The organism is Pseudomonas sp. FR229a, from assembly GCF_030209115.1.
Classification (GTDB): domain Bacteria; phylum Pseudomonadota; class Gammaproteobacteria; order Pseudomonadales; family Pseudomonadaceae; genus Aquipseudomonas; species Aquipseudomonas moraviensis_A.
Genome location: NZ_JARVSP010000023.1, coordinates 46890 through 63058 on the forward strand (window position 1 = coordinate 46890; position 16169 = coordinate 63058).

The window sequence follows — 16169 nt, forward strand, 5'->3', positions numbered from 1 at the left end:
GGGTTTTTCCTGACTACATGAAGATCACTCTTCGATGTTGCCCATGGCGGTGGTGTTGAAACCGCCGTCGACGTACATGATTTCACCGCTGATGCCCGACGCCAGGTCGGAGCACAGGAAGGCGCCGGCGTTGCCGACTTCTTCGATGGTGACGTTGCGGCGCAGCGGAGTCTGCGCTTCGTTGGCGGCCAGCATCTTGCGGAAGTTCTTGATGCCGGAAGCGGCCAGGGTGCGGATCGGGCCAGCCGACACGCAATTGACGCGGGTGCCGTCCGGGCCCAGGGAACCGGCCAGGTAACGGACGCCGGCTTCCAGCGAAGCCTTGGCCATGCCCATCACGTTGTAGTTCGGCATGGTGCGCTCGGCGCCCAGGTACGACAGGGTCAGCAGGCTGCCGTTGCGGCCTTTCATCATTTCGCGACCGGCCTTGGCCAGCGCCACGAAGCTGTAGGCGCTGATGTCGTGAGCGATGCGGAAACCTTCACGGGTGGTGGCTTCGGTGAAGTCGCCGTCCAGTTGGTCGCCCGGTGCGAAGCCGACGGAATGCACGATGCAGTCCAGGCCGTCCCACTTCTTGCTCAGTTCTTCGAAGACCTTGGCGATTTCTTCATCGCTGGCCACGTCGCACGGGAAGCACAGCTCAGGGCTCGAACCCCAGCCTTGTGCGAATTCTTCGACGCGACCCTTGAGTTTGTCGTTCTGATAAGTGAAGGCAAGCTCAGCGCCCTCGCGATGCATGGCGGCAGCGATGCCGGATGCGATGGACAGCTTGCTGGCGACACCGACGATCAGTACGCGCTTACCGGCGAGAAAACCCATGTGTTGCTCCTCTTTCAGGTTATTGCGCAGTGGCTGGTGCCAGAAAAGCGGCTTCCAGCAACTGCTGTGTATACGGATGTCGGGGGGCGGCAAAGATACTTTGCGCGTCTCCCTGTTCGACCACTTGGCCATGCTTGACCACCATCAGCTGGTGGCTCAGCGCTTTGACGACAGCCAGATCATGGCTGATGAACAAATACGTCAGGTTGTACTTGGCTTGCAGTGAACGCAACAGCTCCACCACTTGCCGCTGCACCGTCCGGTCGAGCGCCGAAGTCGGCTCGTCCAGCAGGATCAGCGCCGGTTTCAGCACCAAAGCCCGGGCAATGGCGATTCGCTGCCGTTGCCCACCGGAGAATTCGTGGGGGTAGCGGTGCCGGGTTTCCGGATCCAGACCTACCTCCTTCAATGCCGCGATGATCGCCGCTTCCTGTTCGGCGGCGGTGCCCATCTTGTGTATCCGCAGGCCTTCGCCAACGATGTCATTGACGCACATGCGTGGGCTCAGGCTGCCAAACGGGTCCTGAAACACCACCTGCATTTCCCGGCGCAGCGGACGAACCTCGCTTTGCGTCAGGCAGTCTAGCTGCTTGCCTTCAAAGCGGATCGCGCCCTGGCTGCCGATCAGGCGCAAAATTGCCAGACCGAGGGTGGATTTGCCGGAACCGCTTTCGCCGACAATCCCCAGGGTCTGACCCTGAGGCAGGCTGAAATTGATGCCGTCCACTGCCTTGACGTAATCCACCGTGCGCTTGAGCAGGCCTTTCTTGATCGGGAACCAGACTTTCAGGTCCTCGACTTCGAGCAGCGGCGCACCGATTGCATTGGTTGCCGGGCCGCCGCTGGGCTCTGCGCCGAGCAGTTCCCGAGTGTACGGATGCTGCGGCGAACGGAACAGCTCTGCGCACGATGCCTGTTCGACGATGCAACCGCGCTGCATGACACATACGCGATGCGCAATTCTTCGCACCAGATTCAAATCGTGACTGATCAGGAGCAGCGACATGCCCAATCGAGCCTGAAGATCCTTGAGCAAATCGAGGATTTTCAGCTGAACGGTCACGTCCAGGGCGGTGGTCGGTTCGTCGGCAATCAGCAATTCTGGCTCATTGGCCAGGGCCATGGCGATCATCACGCGCTGGCGCTGGCCGCCGGACAATTCATGGGGCAGGGCCTTGAGGCGCTTGTGCGGCTCGGGAATGCCGACCATTTCCAGCAGCTCAAGGGTGCGTCTGGTCGCCACTTTGCCGCTCAGGCCCTTGTGAATGCCGAGGATCTCGTTGATCTGCTTCTCGATCGAGTGCAGCGGATTCAGCGAGGTCATCGGTTCCTGAAAAATCATCGCGATGCGGTTGCCACGAATGTGGCGGATGGTCTTTTCGCTCAGATCCAGCAGATTCTGCCCTGCATAGTTGATGCTGCCGGCCGGATGCCGCGCCATGGGGTAGGGCAGCAGGCGCAGGATCGAGTGTGCGGTCACCGATTTGCCCGAGCCCGATTCGCCGACCAGCGCCAGGGTTTCGCCACGCTTGATGTCGAAGCTCACGCCCTCGACCACACGATGCACCCGCTCGCCGAAACCGAATTCGACGGCGAGGTCGCGCACTTCGATCAGATTGTCCTGATTCATTTCACTTCCTCGGGTCGAAAGCATCGCGAGCGGACTCGCCGATGAACACCAGCAAACTCAACATCAATGCCAGCACGGCAAACGCGCTCATGCCCAGCCAGGGCGCCTGCAGGTTGGATTTGCCCTGGGCGACCAGTTCGCCCAGCGACGGGCTGCCCGCCGGCAAGCCGAAACCGAGGAAATCCAGCGCGGTGAGGGTGCCGATAGCGCCGGTGAGAATGAACGGCATGAAGGTCATGGTCGAGACCATGGCGTTGGGCAGGATGTGGCGGAACATGATCGCGCCGTTCTGCATGCCCAGCGCCCGCGCGGCGCGCACGTACTCCAGATTGCGCCCGCGCAGGAACTCGGCGCGCACCACGTCGACCAGGCTCATCCACGAGAACAGCAGCATGATCCCCAGCAGCCACCAGAAATTCGGCTGGACGAAACTGGCGAGGATGATCAGCAGGTACAGCACCGGCAGGCCCGACCAGATTTCCAGAAAACGCTGGCCGGCCAGATCCACCCAGCCGCCATAAAAACCCTGCAGTGCCCCGGCAATCACGCCGATGATCGAGCTCAGCACGGTCAACGTCAGCGCAAACAGCACGGAGATGCGGAACCCGTAGATCACCCGCGCCAACACGTCGCGGCCCTGATCGTCGGTGCCCAGCAGGTTGTCCGCCGAGGGCGGCGCCGGCGCCGGGACTTTCAGGTCGTAGTTGATGCTCTGGTAGCTGTAGGGGATCGGTGCCCACAGAATCCACGCGTCCCTGGCCTTGAGCAGCTCACGGATGTACGGGCTCTTGTAGTTGGCCTCCAGCGGGAATTCGCCACCGAAGGCGGTTTCCGGGTAGCGCTTGATCGCCGGGAAGTACCAGTTGTTGTCGTAATGCACGACCAGCGGTTTGTCGTTGGCAATCAGCTCGGCGCCCAGACTCAGGCCGAACAGGATCAGAAACAGCCACAGCGACCACCAGCCACGCTTGTTGGCCTTGAACAGTTCGAAGCGCCGACGGTTGAGAGGGGACAGGTTCATCTCAATGCTCCCGGCTTGCGAAGTCGATACGCGGATCGACAAAGGTGTAGGTCAGGTCGCCGATCAGTTTCACCACCAGCCCGAGCAGGGTGAAGATGAACAGCGTGCCGAACACCACCGGGTAATCACGGTTGATCGCCGCTTCGAAACTCATCAGGCCGAGGCCGTCGAGGGAGAAAATCACTTCCACCAGCAGGGAGCCGGTGAAGAAGATGCCGATGAACGCCGACGGGAAACCGGCAATCACCAACAGCATGGCGTTGCGGAACACGTGGCCGTAGAGCACGCGATGGCGAGTCAGGCCCTTGGCCTTGGCGGTGACCACGTACTGTTTGTTGATTTCATCGAGGAAGCTGTTTTTGGTCAGCAGGGTCATGGTCGCGAAGTTGCCGATCACCAGCGCGGTTACCGGCAATGCCAGGTGCCAGAAGTAATCGAGGATCTTGCCGCCCAGGCTCAGCTCATCGAAGTTGTTCGAGGTCAGCCCGCGCAGGGGGAACCAGTCGAGATAACTGCCGCCGGCAAACACCACGATCAGCAGGATCGCAAACAGAAACGCCGGGATCGCATAGCCGACGATGATCGCCGAACTGGTCCAGACGTCGAAGTGGCTGCCGTGCCGCGTCGCCTTGGCGATGCCCAGCGGAATCGACACCAGGTACATGATCAGCGTGCTCCACAGCCCCAGCGAGATCGACACCGGCATCTTTTCCTTGATCAGGTCGATGACCTTGGCGTCGCGGAAGAAACTGTCGCCGAAATCCAGCTGCGCGTAGTTCTTGACCATGATCCACAAGCGTTCCGGGGCCGACTTGTCGAACCCGTACATGTGCTCGATTTCCTTGATCAGCGCCGGGTCCAGCCCTTGCGCGCCACGATAGGACGAGCCAGCCACGGCCACCTCGGCACCGCCGCCGGCAATCCGGCTGGTAGCGCCTTCGAAGCCTTCGAGCTTGGCGATCATCTGCTCGACCGGCCCGCCGGGCGCGGCCTGGATGATCACGAAGTTGATCAGCAGGATGCCAAACAGGGTCGGAATGATCAGCAGCAGTCGCCGAAAGATATACGCCAGCATCTGATTACTCCGTGCCCGCAGGGTCGGCTTGCAGTTGGGTTTCGACTTCTACGGCCGGTTTGGCGTCAGGCTTGACCCACCAGGTGTTGATGCCGATGTCGTACTTGGGCGAGGTTTTCGGGTGGCCGATGTGGTTCCAGTAGGCCACGCGCCAGCTCTTGATGTGCCAGTTCGGCACCACGTAGTAGCCCCATTGCAGTACGCGATCCAGCGCGCGGGCGTGGGCCACCAGGCTTTTGCGCGAGTCGGCGTTGATCAGGCTTTCCACCAGTTGGTCAACGGTCGCATCCTTCAGGCCCATGCTGTTGCGGCTGCTCGGTTTGTCGGCGGCGGCGCTCATCCAGTACTCGCGCTGTTCGTTGCCCGGCGAGTTGGACTGCGGAAAGCTGCCGACCATCATGTCGAAGTCCCGCGAACGCACGCGATTGATGTACTGCGAGACGTCGACGCGGCGGATCACCAGATCGATGCCGAGGTCGCTGAGGTTGCGCTTGAACGGCAGCAGCACGCGTTCGAACTCGGTCTGGGCGAGGAGGAATTCGATCACCACCGGTTTGCCGGCGGCATCGACCATTTTGTCGTCGACAATCTTCCAGCCGGCCTCTTGCAGCAGTTGATACGCCTCGCGCTGCTGGGTGCGGATCATGCCGCTGGCGTCGGTCTGCGGATTTTCAAAGGCTTCGCTGAACACCTGGGCCGGCAGTTTGCTGCGGAACGGTTCGAGGACGGCCCGCTGATCGGCATCGGGCAGACCGGTGGCGGCCATTTCCGAGTTTTCGAAATAACTGCGGGTGCGCACGTAGGCGCCGTTGAACAGTTGCTTGTTGGTCCATTCGAAGTCGAACAGCAGCCCGAGCGCCTGACGCACGCGCACATCCTGGAACAGTGGGCGGCGCAGGTTGAAGACGAAGCCCTGCATGCCGGTCGGGTTGCTGTTGGGGATCAATTCCTTGATCAAACGGCCCTCGGTGACCGCCGGAACGTTATAGGCGCTGGCCCAGTTCTTCGCGGTCATCTCCAGCCAGTAATCGAATTGCCCGGCCTTCAGCGCTTCGAGGGCGACGGTGTTGTCGCGGTAGTAATCGGTGGTCATCGTGTCGAAGTTGTAGAAGCCACGGTTGACCGGCAAGTCCTTGCCCCAGTAATCCTTGACCCGCTCGTAACGTACCGAGCGTCCGGCCTTCACTTGGGTGACCTTGTACGGGCCGCTGCCCAGCGGGATTTCCAGATTGCCCTTGTTGAAGTCGCGACTGGCCCACCAGTGTTTCGGCAGGACCGGCAATTGGCCGAGGATCAGCGGCAGTTCGCGGTTGTTGCTGTGTTTGAACTTGAACAGCACTTTCAACGGGTCTTCGACGATGGCTTCGGCGACGTCGTTGTAATAGCCGCGAAACATCGGCGAGCCTTCCTTGGTCAGCGTCTCGAAGCTGAACACCACGTCTTCGGCGCGCACCGGGTGGCCGTCGTGGAAACGCGCTTCCGGGCGCAGATAGAAACGCACCCAGCTGTTGTCGTCGGCTTTCTCGATCTTGCTGGCGATCAGGCCGTATTCGGTGAACGGCTCGTCGAGGCTGTGTTTGGTCAGGGTGTCGTAGATCTGCCCGATGTCATCGGCGGGCACGCCTTTGTTGATGAACGGGTTGAGGCTGTCGAAGCCGCCGAAACCGGCCTGACGAAACACGCCGCCCTTGGGCGCATCGGGATTCACGTAGTCGAAGTGCTTGAAGTCGGCCGGGTATTTCGGCGGCTCGTTGTACAGGGTCACGGCGTGTTGCGGGGCAGCACAGGCCAGCCCGGCGAACAGCAAGCCGCTGGCCTGCACGAGCAGGGTGCGAACAGGGTTCATCGATCTTTCTCCGAAGACTTCAGCCACCACGCGCTCAGGCCCAGGGTGTAGGGCGGCGTGGTGACAAAGGCCAACCGGTTGCGGTAGGCCAGACGGTGATAATTGAGGTACCAGTTGGGAATGCTGTAGTGCTGCCAGAGCAGCACGCGGTCGAGCGCCTTGCCGGCGGCGACCTGCTCGTCGCGGGTGCGCGCGGCGAGCAATTGTTCAAGCAGATGATCGACCACCGGATTGGCGATGCCCGCGTAATTCTTGCTGCCCTTGACGTTCACCTGGCTGGAGTGGAAGTACTGCCACTGCTCGAGGCCCGGGCTCAAGGTCTGGCCCAGTGTCATCGAGATCATGTCGAAATCGAATTGATCGAGGCGCTGTTTGTACTGCGCGCGATCGACGGTGCGCAGGCGCGCGTCGATGCCGATACTGTTGAGGTTCTCGATATACGGCTGGTAGAGACGCTCCAGGCTCGGATTGACCAGCAGCAGTTCGAAGCGCAGCGGTTGGCCTTGGGCGTTCTGCAAGCGCTGACCGTTGAGCTTCCAGCCGGCGTCCGCGAGCAATGCCAACGCCTTGCGCATGGTTTCCCGGGGAATGCCGCGACCGTCGGTTTGCGGCAGGGTGAATGGCTCGGTGAACAGCCTTGTCGGAAGCTGATCCTTGTACGGCTTGAGCATCAGCCATTCGTGCCCGACCGGCAGGCCCGAGGCGGTGAATTCGCTGTTGGGGTAGTAACTGGTGGCGCGCTTGTAGGCGTCGCTGAACAGCGCGCGGTTGGTCCACTCGAAGTCGAACATCAGGCCCAGCGCTTCGCGAGTCTTTACGTCGGCGAACGTCGCGCGGCGGGTGTTGATGAACAGGCCCTGAGTCTGAGTCGGGATCTGATGCGGGATCTGCGCCTTGATCACCTCGCCACGCCGTACGGCAGGGAAGTTGTAACCGTTGAGCCAGTTCTTCGCCTGATGCTCGATGTAGACGTCGAACTCACCGGCCTTGAACGCTTCGAAAGCCACATCGCTGTCGCGGTAGAACTCGACTTCCATGCGATCGAAATTGTACTTGCCGCGGTTGACCGGCAGGTCCTTGCCCCAGTAATCCTTGACCCGTTCGAAGATCAACTGCCGCCCCGGCGTGACCGAAGTGATGCGGTACGGCCCGCTGCCCAGCGGTGGTTCGAAGGTGGTGGCCTTGAAATCGCGATCTTTCCAGTAATGCTGCGGCAGCACCGGCAATTCGCCCAGGCGCAGGATCAGCAGCGGATTGCCCGAGCGTTTGAACACAAAGCGAATGCGCTGCTTGTTGAGAATGTCGACCCGCAGCACTTCCTGCAGCGCCGTGCGATACAGCGGATGGCCTTCCTTGAGCAGCAGGCGATAGGAGAATGCTACGTCGTAGGCGGTAATCGGCGCGCCGTCATGGAAGCGCGCCTCGGGGCGCAGATTGAAGACGACCCAGCTGCGATCTTCGCTGTACTCCACCGATTGTGCGATCAAACCGTAGCTCGACGCCGGCTCGTCGCCGGACGGCGAATACTGCCCGGTGCCGACCATGAGCGGCTCGTTCAGCTCGTTGATGCCGTACTGGAGAAAATTCGCTGTGGTGACCGGGCTGGTGCCCTTGAAGGTGTAAGGATTGACCGTATCGAAGGTGCCAAACGCCATCACCCGCAACGTGCCGCCCTTGGGCGCTTGCGGGTTGACCCAGTCGAAGTGGGTAAATCTGGCCGGGTACTTGAGCGTGCCGAACTGCGCATAACCATGACTTTCGGTAATCGTCGCGCTTGCGGTAGAGCTCAAGGCCAGGCTGATCAGGAGCAGGGAGAGGGCACGCTTCAAGTCAGATCCGATCCAGCGGCTTGGGCTTTGTGGGCCGTACAGTAACAGCTTGTCTGGACAGGAAAAAGATGCGGGTTAAAGAGCCCCTCACCCTAACCCTCTCCCGGAGGGAGAGGGGACTGATCGTGGTGTCAGGGCGAATTGCACCGACGTGCGAAACCGAGTCGAACTCAGATTTTGAAAAGCCTGGAGATCGGCTCCCTTTCCCCCTCGCCCCCTTGGGGGAGAGGGCTGGGGTGAGGGGGATGGATCTTCAGGGCGCCACAAAACTTCATCCAAAAAAAAGCCCCCGAAATCTCAGGGGCTCTTCTGTCAGTGCGGCTGATAAACCGTGAGCATCTGCCCAGGCTTGAGTGCCTTGCCCGCACCCGGGTTCCAGCGCTTGAGATGTTGCATCTCGACGTTGAAACGCTTGGCCACCACATACAGGGTGTCGCCGCGCTTGACCTTGTACTGGGTCTGCTGCTTGCTCTCGTCCTTGCCTTTGGTCTTGGTATTCGCCGCGACCACGGTGTTTACCCGACCGGACTTGCGCGCCGGTGCACGTTTGGTGTTGTCCTGCATGACCAGGGTCTGGCCGACCTTGAGGTTCTTGCCGGTCAGCTTGTTCCAGCGCTGCAGATCCTTCACCTCGACCTTGTTGGCTTTGGCGATGGAGCCGAGGTTGTCGCCACGCTTGACCCGATAAGCGCGCTTGAGTTGCGCCACTTCAGACGGATCGGCGCCTTCGAATACCGGCTTCAGCGAGCGCGGGCTGATCAGCTCGTCCGGGCGCATGGTCTGCAGACTCGCGGTCAGCAGTTGCGCCTTGGACGTCGGCACCAGCAAATGCTGCGGGCCATCGATGGTGGTGCGCTGTTTGAAGGCCGGGTTGAGCTGGAACAGCTCGTCTTCGTCGATGTTCGCCACCGCAGCGACCTTGGACAGGTCCATGCGCTGGTTGATTTCGACGACCTGGAAGTACGGTTCGTTGGCGATCGGGTTGAGGTTGACGCCGTAGGCTTCCGGCGCCAGTACCACCTGCGACAGTGCCAGCAGTTTCGGCACGTAGGCCTGGGTTTCCGCTGGCAGCGGCAGGTTCCAGTAATCGGTGGGCAGGCCGAGCTTTTCGTTGCGCTCGATCGCCCGGCTGACCGTGCCTTCACCGGCGTTATAGGCCGCCAGAGCGAGCAGCCAGTCACCGTTGAACATGTCGTGCAGACGGGTCAGGTAGTCCATCGCCGCTGTGGTTGAAGCGGTGATGTCGCGACGGCCATCGTAGAAACGCGTCTGGCGCAGGTTGAAGTAACGCCCGGTGGACGGAATGAATTGCCACAGGCCCACGGCATCGGCACGGGAATAGGCCATCGGGTTGTAGGCGCTCTCGATCACTGGCAGCAAGGCCAGTTCCAGCGGCATGTTGCGTTCTTCGAGGCGTTCGACGATGTAATGAATATAGAGGCTGCCGCGTTCGCCGGCATTCTCGAGGAAAGAGGGGTTACTGGCGAACCACAGGCGTTGTTGCTCGATGCGCGGATTGACGCCAATGCCTTCCTGCAACTGGAAGCCCTGGCGCATGCGTTCCCAGATGTCCTGGGGCGCCACGGGAGTGGGCTTCTCGGTCAGCCAGATCGGCTTCTGCTTGGCTCGCGCAGCAATGTTCGGCGTGTGCGTCGCTTCAGTCTGCGGAGCGTGGCTGGAACAACCCGCCAGCGTGGCGGACACAGCCACCGCGATGGCTTGCGCCAGGCGGGTCAAAGCATCTGAATTGACGGACTTACGTATGGATGACGACATTGGCTGGAAGTAAGTTCCGGGCAAAAATGTCGGGCGATTCTAGAAAGCGCACCCCCTGCGGTCAACCATTGAGAATTTCCCTGCCCGACAGCCACTTGCTCAGAACGTGTCTTTCCAGGCTCGCAACACTGCAAACACCTCGCTCGGCGCCCGGTTTTGAGCGCCTTCCCGTTCGTCCACTTTTTGTGTAACCAATGTTTCAGAAGTGCGTAAAAACGGATTGGTGAGCTTTTCCAGGGCCAGCGTCGACGGCAGCGTCATCACGCCGTTCTGCCGTTGCTGAGTAACCTTTTCCAGACGAGCGGCAGTGTGCGGATTGCCTGGCTCGACGGCGGCGGCAAATTTGAGATTACTCAAAGTGTATTCATGGGTGCAGTAGACCAGCGTATCTTCCGGCAGGGCCGCGAGACGGCTGAGCGAGTGATACATCTGCTCGGGTGTGCCTTCGAACAGCCGGCCGCAACCGGCGGCGAACAGGGTGTCGCCGCAGAACAGCAGACCATGGTGGTAATAGGCGATGTGCCCCAGGGTGTGGCCGGGCACCGCATAGACATCGAAGTCCCAGCCGAGCACGCTGACGCTGTCGTTGTCTTTCAGCGCTACGTCGCGCGCCGGGATGCGTTCGCTGGCCGGGCCGTAGACTTTGGCACCGGTCGCCGCTTTCAGGCGCTCGACACCGCCGACATGATCATGGTGATGGTGGGTAATCAGGATGTCGCTGAGCACCCAGCCCGGATGCGCGTCGAGCCACGCCTGCACCGGGGCGGCGTCGCCCGGATCGACCACCGCACAGCGCTGGGTCTGATGATCCTGTAACAACCAGATGTAGTTGTCGGTGAAGGCGGGCAGGGCACTGATCTGTATCATCGTCGGAATTCGCCAAGCGGAAAACATTGGCGCATCTTAGTAGTTCCTGGCGCGTTGGAGAATGACATGACCGATAAAGCGTTCGCTCAGGCCGATCCCGACTGGCTGGCATTGATCAGCGCCGCCCGCGAATGGCTGTCGGGGCCGCTCGGGCAATTTCTGCTGGATGAAGAACGGCGCATGCTCGATGACGAGCTCGGCCGGTTCTTCGGCGGTTATCTGGTGCATTACGGCCCGTCCGCCGAAACCCCGCCCGCTGCGCCGCAAGTGCAGCGCAACGTGCGGCTCGGGGCGCCGTTGCCCGGGGTCGAGATCGTCTGCGAAGAGCAGGCCTGGCCGTTGAGCGAGCATGCTGCCGACGTGGTGGTGATGCAGCACGGTCTGGATTTCTGCCTGTCGCCCCACGGCTTGCTGCGTGAAGCGGCCAGCAGCGTGCGTCCGGGCGGGCATCTGCTGATCATCGGCATCAACCCCTGGAGCACGTGGGGTCTGCGGCATTTCTTCGCCAACGATGCCCTGCGCAAGGCGCGCTGCATATCGCCGTCGCGGGTCGCCGACTGGCTCAATCTGCTGGGCTTCGCGCTGGAGAAACGCCGCTTCGGATGCTATCGTCCGCCGCTCGCGTCGCCCAAGTGGCAGAACCGTCTGGCCGGTTGGGAACGCAAGGCCGGTGACTGGCAATTGTCCGGCGGTGGCTTCTATCTGCTGGTGGCGCGCAAGATCGTGGTGGGGCTCAGGCCGTTGCGCCAGGAGCGCCGCGAGCCGATGGGCAAGCTGATTCCGCTGCCGATGGCCAAGGTCAACCGCCGCCGCATCGAACCGTAAACCCTCTTTTATTTGTGGCCGGGCTTGGCCCGGCCGCGGTCATTGTCGATCCGTGATTGGCAGGACAGGCATTTTTCTGGAAAGACTGGCATGAGCGAAAGCGTGGAAAGCGTCGACACCGTAGAACTGTTCACCGACGGCGCCTGCAAGGGCAACCCCGGCCCCGGTGGCTGGGGCGCTCTGCTGGTGTGCAAGGGCGTTGAAAAGGAACTGTGGGGCGGCGAGGCCAACACCACCAACAACCGCATGGAACTGCTCGGCGCGATCCGCGGCCTCGAAGCACTCAAGCGTCCCTGCGAAGTGCTGCTGGTGACTGACTCGCAATACGTGATGAAAGGCATCAACGAGTGGATGGCCAACTGGAAGAAGCGCGGCTGGAAAACTGCCGCGAAAGAACCGGTGAAGAACGCCGATCTGTGGAAAGAACTGGACGAGCAGGTCAACCGCCACAAAGTCACCTGGAAATGGGTGCGTGGACACATCGGCCATCACGGTAACGAGCGGGCGGACCAGCTGGCCAATCGTGGCGTGGATGAGGTTCGTGGGTACAAACAGTCCTGAGTTTTCCTGATAGTCCGTGGTGCCTCATTCGCGAGCAGGCTCGCTCCCACGGGGGAATGTATTCCAGACCTTGAATTGGAATACATTCCAATGTGGGAGCGAGCCTGCTCGCGAAGGGCTCGCCACGGTCTGACTGAAACACCCCACCGAGCGTGTTAACATCCGCGCCTTTGCACGATTGACCCGTTGAGAGCTGAGCACTGATGGCCACCAGATCCGTTGTACTCGATACCGAAACCACCGGCATGCCGGTGACCGATGGTCACCGGATCATTGAAATCGGTTGCGTCGAACTGATCGGTCGGCGCCTGACGGGCCGGCACTTTCACGTTTATCTGCAGCCGGATCGCGAGAGCGACGAGGGGGCGATCGGTGTGCACGGCATCACCAATGAATTCCTCGTCGGCAAGCCGCGCTTTGCCGAGGTCGCCGACGAGTTCTTCGAATTCATCAAAGGCGCGCAGCTGATCATCCACAACGCGGCGTTCGACGTTGGCTTCATCAACAACGAATTCGCCTTGATGGGCCAGCACGATCGCGCTGACATCACCCAGCACTGCACGATCCTCGACACCCTGATGATGGCCCGGGAACGTCACCCGGGGCAGCGCAACAGCCTCGATGCGTTGTGCAAACGTTACGGCGTCGACAACTCCGGCCGTGAGCTGCACGGCGCCTTGCTCGACTCGGAGATTCTCGCCGACGTCTACCTGACCATGACCGGCGGCCAGACCAGCCTGTCGCTGGCCGGCAACGCCTCCGACGGTAATGGCACGGGCGAGGGCGCGGATAATTCGGCCACGGAAATCCGTCGCCTGCCGGTCAATCGCCAGCCAGCACGCATCATCCGCGCGACCGAAGACGAACTGGCGGCGCATCTGGTGCGGTTGGAAATCATCGCCAAATCGGCGGGAGCGCCGGCGTTGTGGACGCAGATTGCCGAGGCTGATGCGCAGGCCTGAATGATCGAAAAATCAAAAGAACTGAAGATCAAAAGATCGCAGCCTTCGGCAGCTCCTACGGGGATTGCATTCCAGAGTTGAGAGACGAGGAAGGCTGCGATTTTTTGCGTTTGGCGACATGAAGCCAAGTTGCCACCCTCGCCACATTCGCTGCAACCCTCTACCCTGAGTGCATTGGCGGGTGCAGATCTGCCGCCTCAGGACACTGAGCCTCATGTACAAACAGTTGAAATTTGCGCTGGCAATCATCCATCGCGACATCAAGGTCGACAGCGTCGGCTGCGTCAAGGAATGAGGACCTTTCCCAGTATGCAACCGGTCATGAATCCGAAATACCCAGGGTTGTCGGTGCGCGTCGCCGACGAAGGTTTTGCGCCGTATATCTGGGGCAGCGACTTCAGTTTCGAGGTCGCTGCCTATGGCGCCGCCGTGATCGGCAAACCGGTCGCACAATGGCCGGTGACGCCGATCGTGCCGTACCGCAAGTGCTACGGCATCGATCCGGAGGAGTTCAGCGCCTTTCACAACGCGCCCGACAGCGCGATTTTCATGGCGTACCTGGACGACGAGCCGGTCGGCCATCTGGTGATCAGCACCAACTGGAACGGCTTCGCCCACATCGATGAACTGGCGGTGCACGCCCCGGCCCGGCGCCACGGGGTGGCCAAGGCGCTGCTCGATGTGGCGCAGTTCTGGAGTCGCAAGAAAAAGCTGCCGGGCATCATGCTCGAAACCCAGAACAACAACCTCGGCGCCTGTCGGCTGTATGAGCGCTGCGGTTACGTGATTGGCGGCATCGATCAACTGCGCTATCGCGGCATCGATCCACACACCGCCGAAGTCGCGTTGTTCTGGTATCGCCTGTTCGACAACCCGTTGGAAAAACCCCTCAGCTCGACAGCATCGCCTCGGCTTGTTCCGTGATGATCGCCAGCAGCGACTGAATCGCCGCTGACGGCGCGGCGTGCTTGAAGGTCAGGGCGTAGAGGCTGATCGGCACCGCCGGTGACAGCGGACAAACGTCCAGCCCACCGGCGCGAGCGCCCAAAGCGGTGAACGGATCGACGATGGCCAGGCCTTCGCCGGCCTCGACCATGCTGCGCATCATCTGATGGGTCTGCACGCGGGTCTGAATGCTCGGTGCCGGGCGCAACGCCTGCAGCTTGTTTTCCAGTGCCGGACTCAGCGGATCCTGACCTTCGAGACCGACCATGGCCTGACCGGCCAGGTCTGCCAGAGAAATATATTTCTGTTTCGGTTGCAGCCAGCCGTGCGGCGCAAGCAATTGCAGCTTGCCCTGGGCCAGCGGCTGACAGTGGATGTCGGGGTGTTCGGGATCGTGCAGGCTCAGGCCCAGATCGCTTTCGCGCAGTAACAGGCTGCGGACGATGTTGCGTGTCGGCGCGCTGAGCAGGCTGCAAGGTGCGTCGGGCAAGCGTCGGCGCAGGGTCGCAAGACTTTGTGGCAGTAATTGTTGGGCCAGCGGCGGGGTGCCAATGATGCGCAAGGGCGGGGCGAGGTATTGCTTGAGGCTGCTGGCCAGACGCTGCACCGGCTCCAGCGCTTCATAGACGTGGGCGATTTCCACCTGCAGAGCGCGCGCTTCGGGCGTCGATTGCAGGCGCCCGCGAACGCTGGCAAACAGCATGAACCCCAGCTGACTCTCGGCTTCGCGCAAACGCTCTTCGACCTCGGTCACGGGCAATTGCAGCCATTCGGCGGCGGTGACCAGGTGACCGGTCTGCAAGAGCGCCTGAATCACTTCGATGTGGCGTAAACGCATGCGTGAAGTCCATGTTCAGCAGGTGGGGTCAGACGCTGAATCCTACCCCAAGTCTGCACGCATGACTTCTGCTCATAACGCAGGGTTATTGAGCGACGGTTGGCTCAGGTTCGCGGATCAGGGTAATGCCTGATTGAACCAAGAGAAACTCGCTGTCACTGACCTTGTTGACGCGATCGCCAATGGCCAGTCTGTAAATGGGCTCCGAGCCAGTGGATCCGCCTGCAGACGGGTTCGATTCCTGGAATTCATGCACGGAATAAACACGGCCTTCCGCGTCTCTTGCATGAAACTGACCGACGAGTACTGCTGCCATCTGCTTAGAACCTCTGGAGATAAAACGCTTGATTTGCGGCTTTGTAGACCGTCACCAAGCTCGGTAAGTTTTCTTACAGGAAAAAAATATTCTTAGCGCAGGAAAAACCAATGATCACTGGTGAAAGCGTCACTGGATCATCTATAACTAGCGACTCTTCCCACAGACCATCGAGAGTCTTCCATGAGCAATGTCTACAACGTCGCTGTAGTGGTCGGTAGCCTGCGCAAAGCATCGATCAATCGCAAAGTCGCACTGGCCCTCGCCGAACTGGCACCGGCCAATCTCAAGCTCGAGATTGTCGAAATCGGTGAACTGCCGTTGTACAACGAGGACATCGACGGCGATTCTCCGCCCGCAGCCTACAGCACTTTCCGTCAGAAAGTGGCGTCATCCGACGCAGTGCTGTTTGTCACCCCCGAGTACAACCGCTCGATCCCGGCACCGTTGAAGAACGCCATCGACGTCGGCTCCCGTCCTTATGGCCAGAGCGCGTGGAGCGGCAAGCCCGGCGCGGTGATCAGCGTATCGCCAGGCGCCATCGGCGGTTTCGGCGCCAACCAGCACCTGCGCCAGACCTTTGTTTTCCTCGATATCCATTGCCTGCAACAGCCGGAAGCGTATCTGGGCGGTGCGGGCAATGCGTTTGACGAAGCGGGCAAGCTGAGCGAATCGGTGAAGCCGTTCCTGCAGAAATTCATCGATGCCTACGGCCAGTTCGTAGAGCAACACAAGAAATAATCTCGTACACGGTCCCATGTAGGAGTGAGCCTGCTCGCGATAGCGGTCTTTCAGCTGACAATAATGCTGACTGATACACCGCCATCGCGAGCAGGCTCACTCCTACAGTTTTGTCTAT

The 16169-nt window shown here is 60.8% G+C and carries 15 protein-coding genes; 5 read left to right on the forward strand and 10 right to left on the reverse strand.

The genetic code is table 11. The features are described from left to right. Positions 1–24: 24 nt before the first annotated feature. The 8 genes from fabI to gloB form a co-directional block, all read right to left on the reverse strand. Positions 25–819: an enoyl-ACP reductase FabI gene (fabI, locus tag QRN33_RS19120; protein ID WP_003202751.1), complete on the reverse strand. Its 795-nt coding sequence runs from the start codon at positions 817–819 to the stop codon at positions 25–27. A gap of 19 nt (positions 820–838) precedes the next feature. Beyond that, complete coding sequence (locus tag QRN33_RS19125) at positions 839–2449, reverse strand: ABC transporter ATP-binding protein (RefSeq protein WP_042609547.1); 1611 nt, start codon at positions 2447–2449, stop codon at positions 839–841. A gap of 1 nt (position 2450) precedes the next feature. Beyond that, positions 2451–3470, reverse strand: a complete 1020-nt coding sequence (locus tag QRN33_RS19130; RefSeq protein WP_042609548.1) for an ABC transporter permease — start codon at positions 3468–3470, stop codon at positions 2451–2453. 1 nt (position 3471) lies between these two features. Then, on the reverse strand, positions 3472–4545 hold the full coding sequence (locus QRN33_RS19135; protein ID WP_016774154.1) for a microcin C ABC transporter permease YejB: 1074 nt from the start codon (positions 4543–4545) through the stop codon (positions 3472–3474). A 4-nt stretch (positions 4546–4549) separates the two neighbouring features. After that, complete coding sequence (locus tag QRN33_RS19140) at positions 4550–6391, reverse strand: extracellular solute-binding protein (RefSeq protein WP_285409557.1); 1842 nt, start codon at positions 6389–6391, stop codon at positions 4550–4552. Continuing rightward, positions 6388–8220 carry an extracellular solute-binding protein gene (locus QRN33_RS19145; RefSeq protein ID WP_285409558.1) on the reverse strand — a complete coding sequence of 611 codons (1833 nt, stop codon included), beginning with the start codon at positions 8218–8220 and terminating at the stop codon, positions 6388–6390. Before QRN33_RS19145 ends, QRN33_RS19140 begins: the two co-directional genes overlap by 4 nt. 312 nt (positions 8221–8532) lie before the next feature. Then, positions 8533–9996, reverse strand: a complete 1464-nt coding sequence (locus tag QRN33_RS19150; RefSeq protein ID WP_285409559.1) for a transglycosylase SLT domain-containing protein — start codon at positions 9994–9996, stop codon at positions 8533–8535. Positions 9997–10095: 99 nt separating this feature from the next. After that, positions 10096–10863 carry a hydroxyacylglutathione hydrolase gene (gloB, locus tag QRN33_RS19155; RefSeq protein WP_083354333.1) on the reverse strand — a complete coding sequence of 256 codons (768 nt, stop codon included), beginning with the start codon at positions 10861–10863 and terminating at the stop codon, positions 10096–10098. 66 nt (positions 10864–10929) lie between these two features. On the opposite strand from gloB, the gene QRN33_RS19160 reads away from it, so the two are divergent. The 4 genes from QRN33_RS19160 (at position 10930) to QRN33_RS19175 (ending at position 14135) form a co-directional block, all read left to right on the forward strand. Next, the gene (locus QRN33_RS19160; RefSeq protein WP_041480625.1) at positions 10930–11688 is read left to right on the forward strand and encodes a class I SAM-dependent methyltransferase; all 759 of its coding nucleotides are present in this window, start codon (positions 10930–10932) and stop codon (positions 11686–11688) included. A 90-nt stretch (positions 11689–11778) separates the two neighbouring features. Continuing rightward, the gene (gene rnhA, locus QRN33_RS19165; protein ID WP_007910572.1) at positions 11779–12249 is read left to right on the forward strand and encodes a ribonuclease HI; all 471 of its coding nucleotides are present in this window, start codon (positions 11779–11781) and stop codon (positions 12247–12249) included. 203 nt (positions 12250–12452) lie between these two features. Further along, positions 12453–13211 carry a DNA polymerase III subunit epsilon gene (gene dnaQ, locus QRN33_RS19170; protein ID WP_285409560.1) on the forward strand — a complete coding sequence of 253 codons (759 nt, stop codon included), beginning with the start codon at positions 12453–12455 and terminating at the stop codon, positions 13209–13211. A gap of 309 nt (positions 13212–13520) precedes the next feature. Beyond that, the gene (locus QRN33_RS19175; protein ID WP_042609553.1) at positions 13521–14135 is read left to right on the forward strand and encodes a GNAT family N-acetyltransferase; all 615 of its coding nucleotides are present in this window, start codon (positions 13521–13523) and stop codon (positions 14133–14135) included. Here QRN33_RS19175 and QRN33_RS19180 read toward each other — a convergent pair. Further along, on the reverse strand, positions 14101–14994 hold the full coding sequence (locus QRN33_RS19180; RefSeq protein ID WP_285409561.1) for a LysR family transcriptional regulator: 894 nt from the start codon (positions 14992–14994) through the stop codon (positions 14101–14103). The genes QRN33_RS19175 and QRN33_RS19180 overlap by 35 nt on opposite strands. An 85-nt stretch (positions 14995–15079) precedes the next feature. Continuing rightward, positions 15080–15310 carry a hypothetical protein gene (locus tag QRN33_RS19185; protein ID WP_042609555.1) on the reverse strand — a complete coding sequence of 77 codons (231 nt, stop codon included), beginning with the start codon at positions 15308–15310 and terminating at the stop codon, positions 15080–15082. 183 nt (positions 15311–15493) lie between these two features. Between QRN33_RS19185 and QRN33_RS19190 the strand changes: the two genes are divergently transcribed. Then, positions 15494–16051 (forward strand): NADPH-dependent FMN reductase, encoded by a 558-nt coding sequence (locus QRN33_RS19190; RefSeq protein WP_042609556.1) that lies wholly within the window; start codon positions 15494–15496, stop codon positions 16049–16051. Positions 16052–16169: the final 118 nt, after the last annotated feature.

What these genes read in the sequence shown, in the direction of transcription:
- fabI (WP_003202751.1), bottom strand. Translation starts at nt 819, where the DNA reads ATGGGTTTTCTCGCCGGTAAGCGCGTACTGATCGTCGGTGTCGCCAGC.
- QRN33_RS19125 (WP_042609547.1), bottom strand. Translation starts at nt 2,449, where the DNA reads ATGAATCAGGACAATCTGATCGAAGTGCGCGACCTCGCCGTCGAATTC.
- QRN33_RS19130 (WP_042609548.1), bottom strand. Translation starts at nt 3,470, where the DNA reads ATGAACCTGTCCCCTCTCAACCGTCGGCGCTTCGAACTGTTCAAGGCC.
- QRN33_RS19135 (WP_016774154.1), bottom strand. Translation starts at nt 4,545, where the DNA reads ATGCTGGCGTATATCTTTCGGCGACTGCTGCTGATCATTCCGACCCTG.
- QRN33_RS19140 (WP_285409557.1), bottom strand. Translation starts at nt 6,391, where the DNA reads ATGAACCCTGTTCGCACCCTGCTCGTGCAGGCCAGCGGCTTGCTGTTC.
- QRN33_RS19150 (WP_285409559.1), bottom strand. Translation starts at nt 9,996, where the DNA reads ATGTCGTCATCCATACGTAAGTCCGTCAATTCAGATGCTTTGACCCGC.
- gloB (WP_083354333.1), bottom strand. Translation starts at nt 10,863, where the DNA reads ATGATACAGATCAGTGCCCTGCCCGCCTTCACCGACAACTACATCTGG.
- QRN33_RS19160 (WP_041480625.1), top strand. Translation starts at nt 10,930, where the DNA reads ATGACCGATAAAGCGTTCGCTCAGGCCGATCCCGACTGGCTGGCATTG.
- rnhA (WP_007910572.1), top strand. Translation starts at nt 11,779, where the DNA reads ATGAGCGAAAGCGTGGAAAGCGTCGACACCGTAGAACTGTTCACCGAC.
- dnaQ (WP_285409560.1), top strand. Translation starts at nt 12,453, where the DNA reads ATGGCCACCAGATCCGTTGTACTCGATACCGAAACCACCGGCATGCCG.
- QRN33_RS19175 (WP_042609553.1), top strand. Translation starts at nt 13,521, where the DNA reads ATGCAACCGGTCATGAATCCGAAATACCCAGGGTTGTCGGTGCGCGTC.
- QRN33_RS19180 (WP_285409561.1), bottom strand. Translation starts at nt 14,994, where the DNA reads ATGCGTTTACGCCACATCGAAGTGATTCAGGCGCTCTTGCAGACCGGT.
- QRN33_RS19185 (WP_042609555.1), bottom strand. Translation starts at nt 15,310, where the DNA reads ATGGCAGCAGTACTCGTCGGTCAGTTTCATGCAAGAGACGCGGAAGGC.
- QRN33_RS19190 (WP_042609556.1), top strand. Translation starts at nt 15,494, where the DNA reads ATGAGCAATGTCTACAACGTCGCTGTAGTGGTCGGTAGCCTGCGCAAA.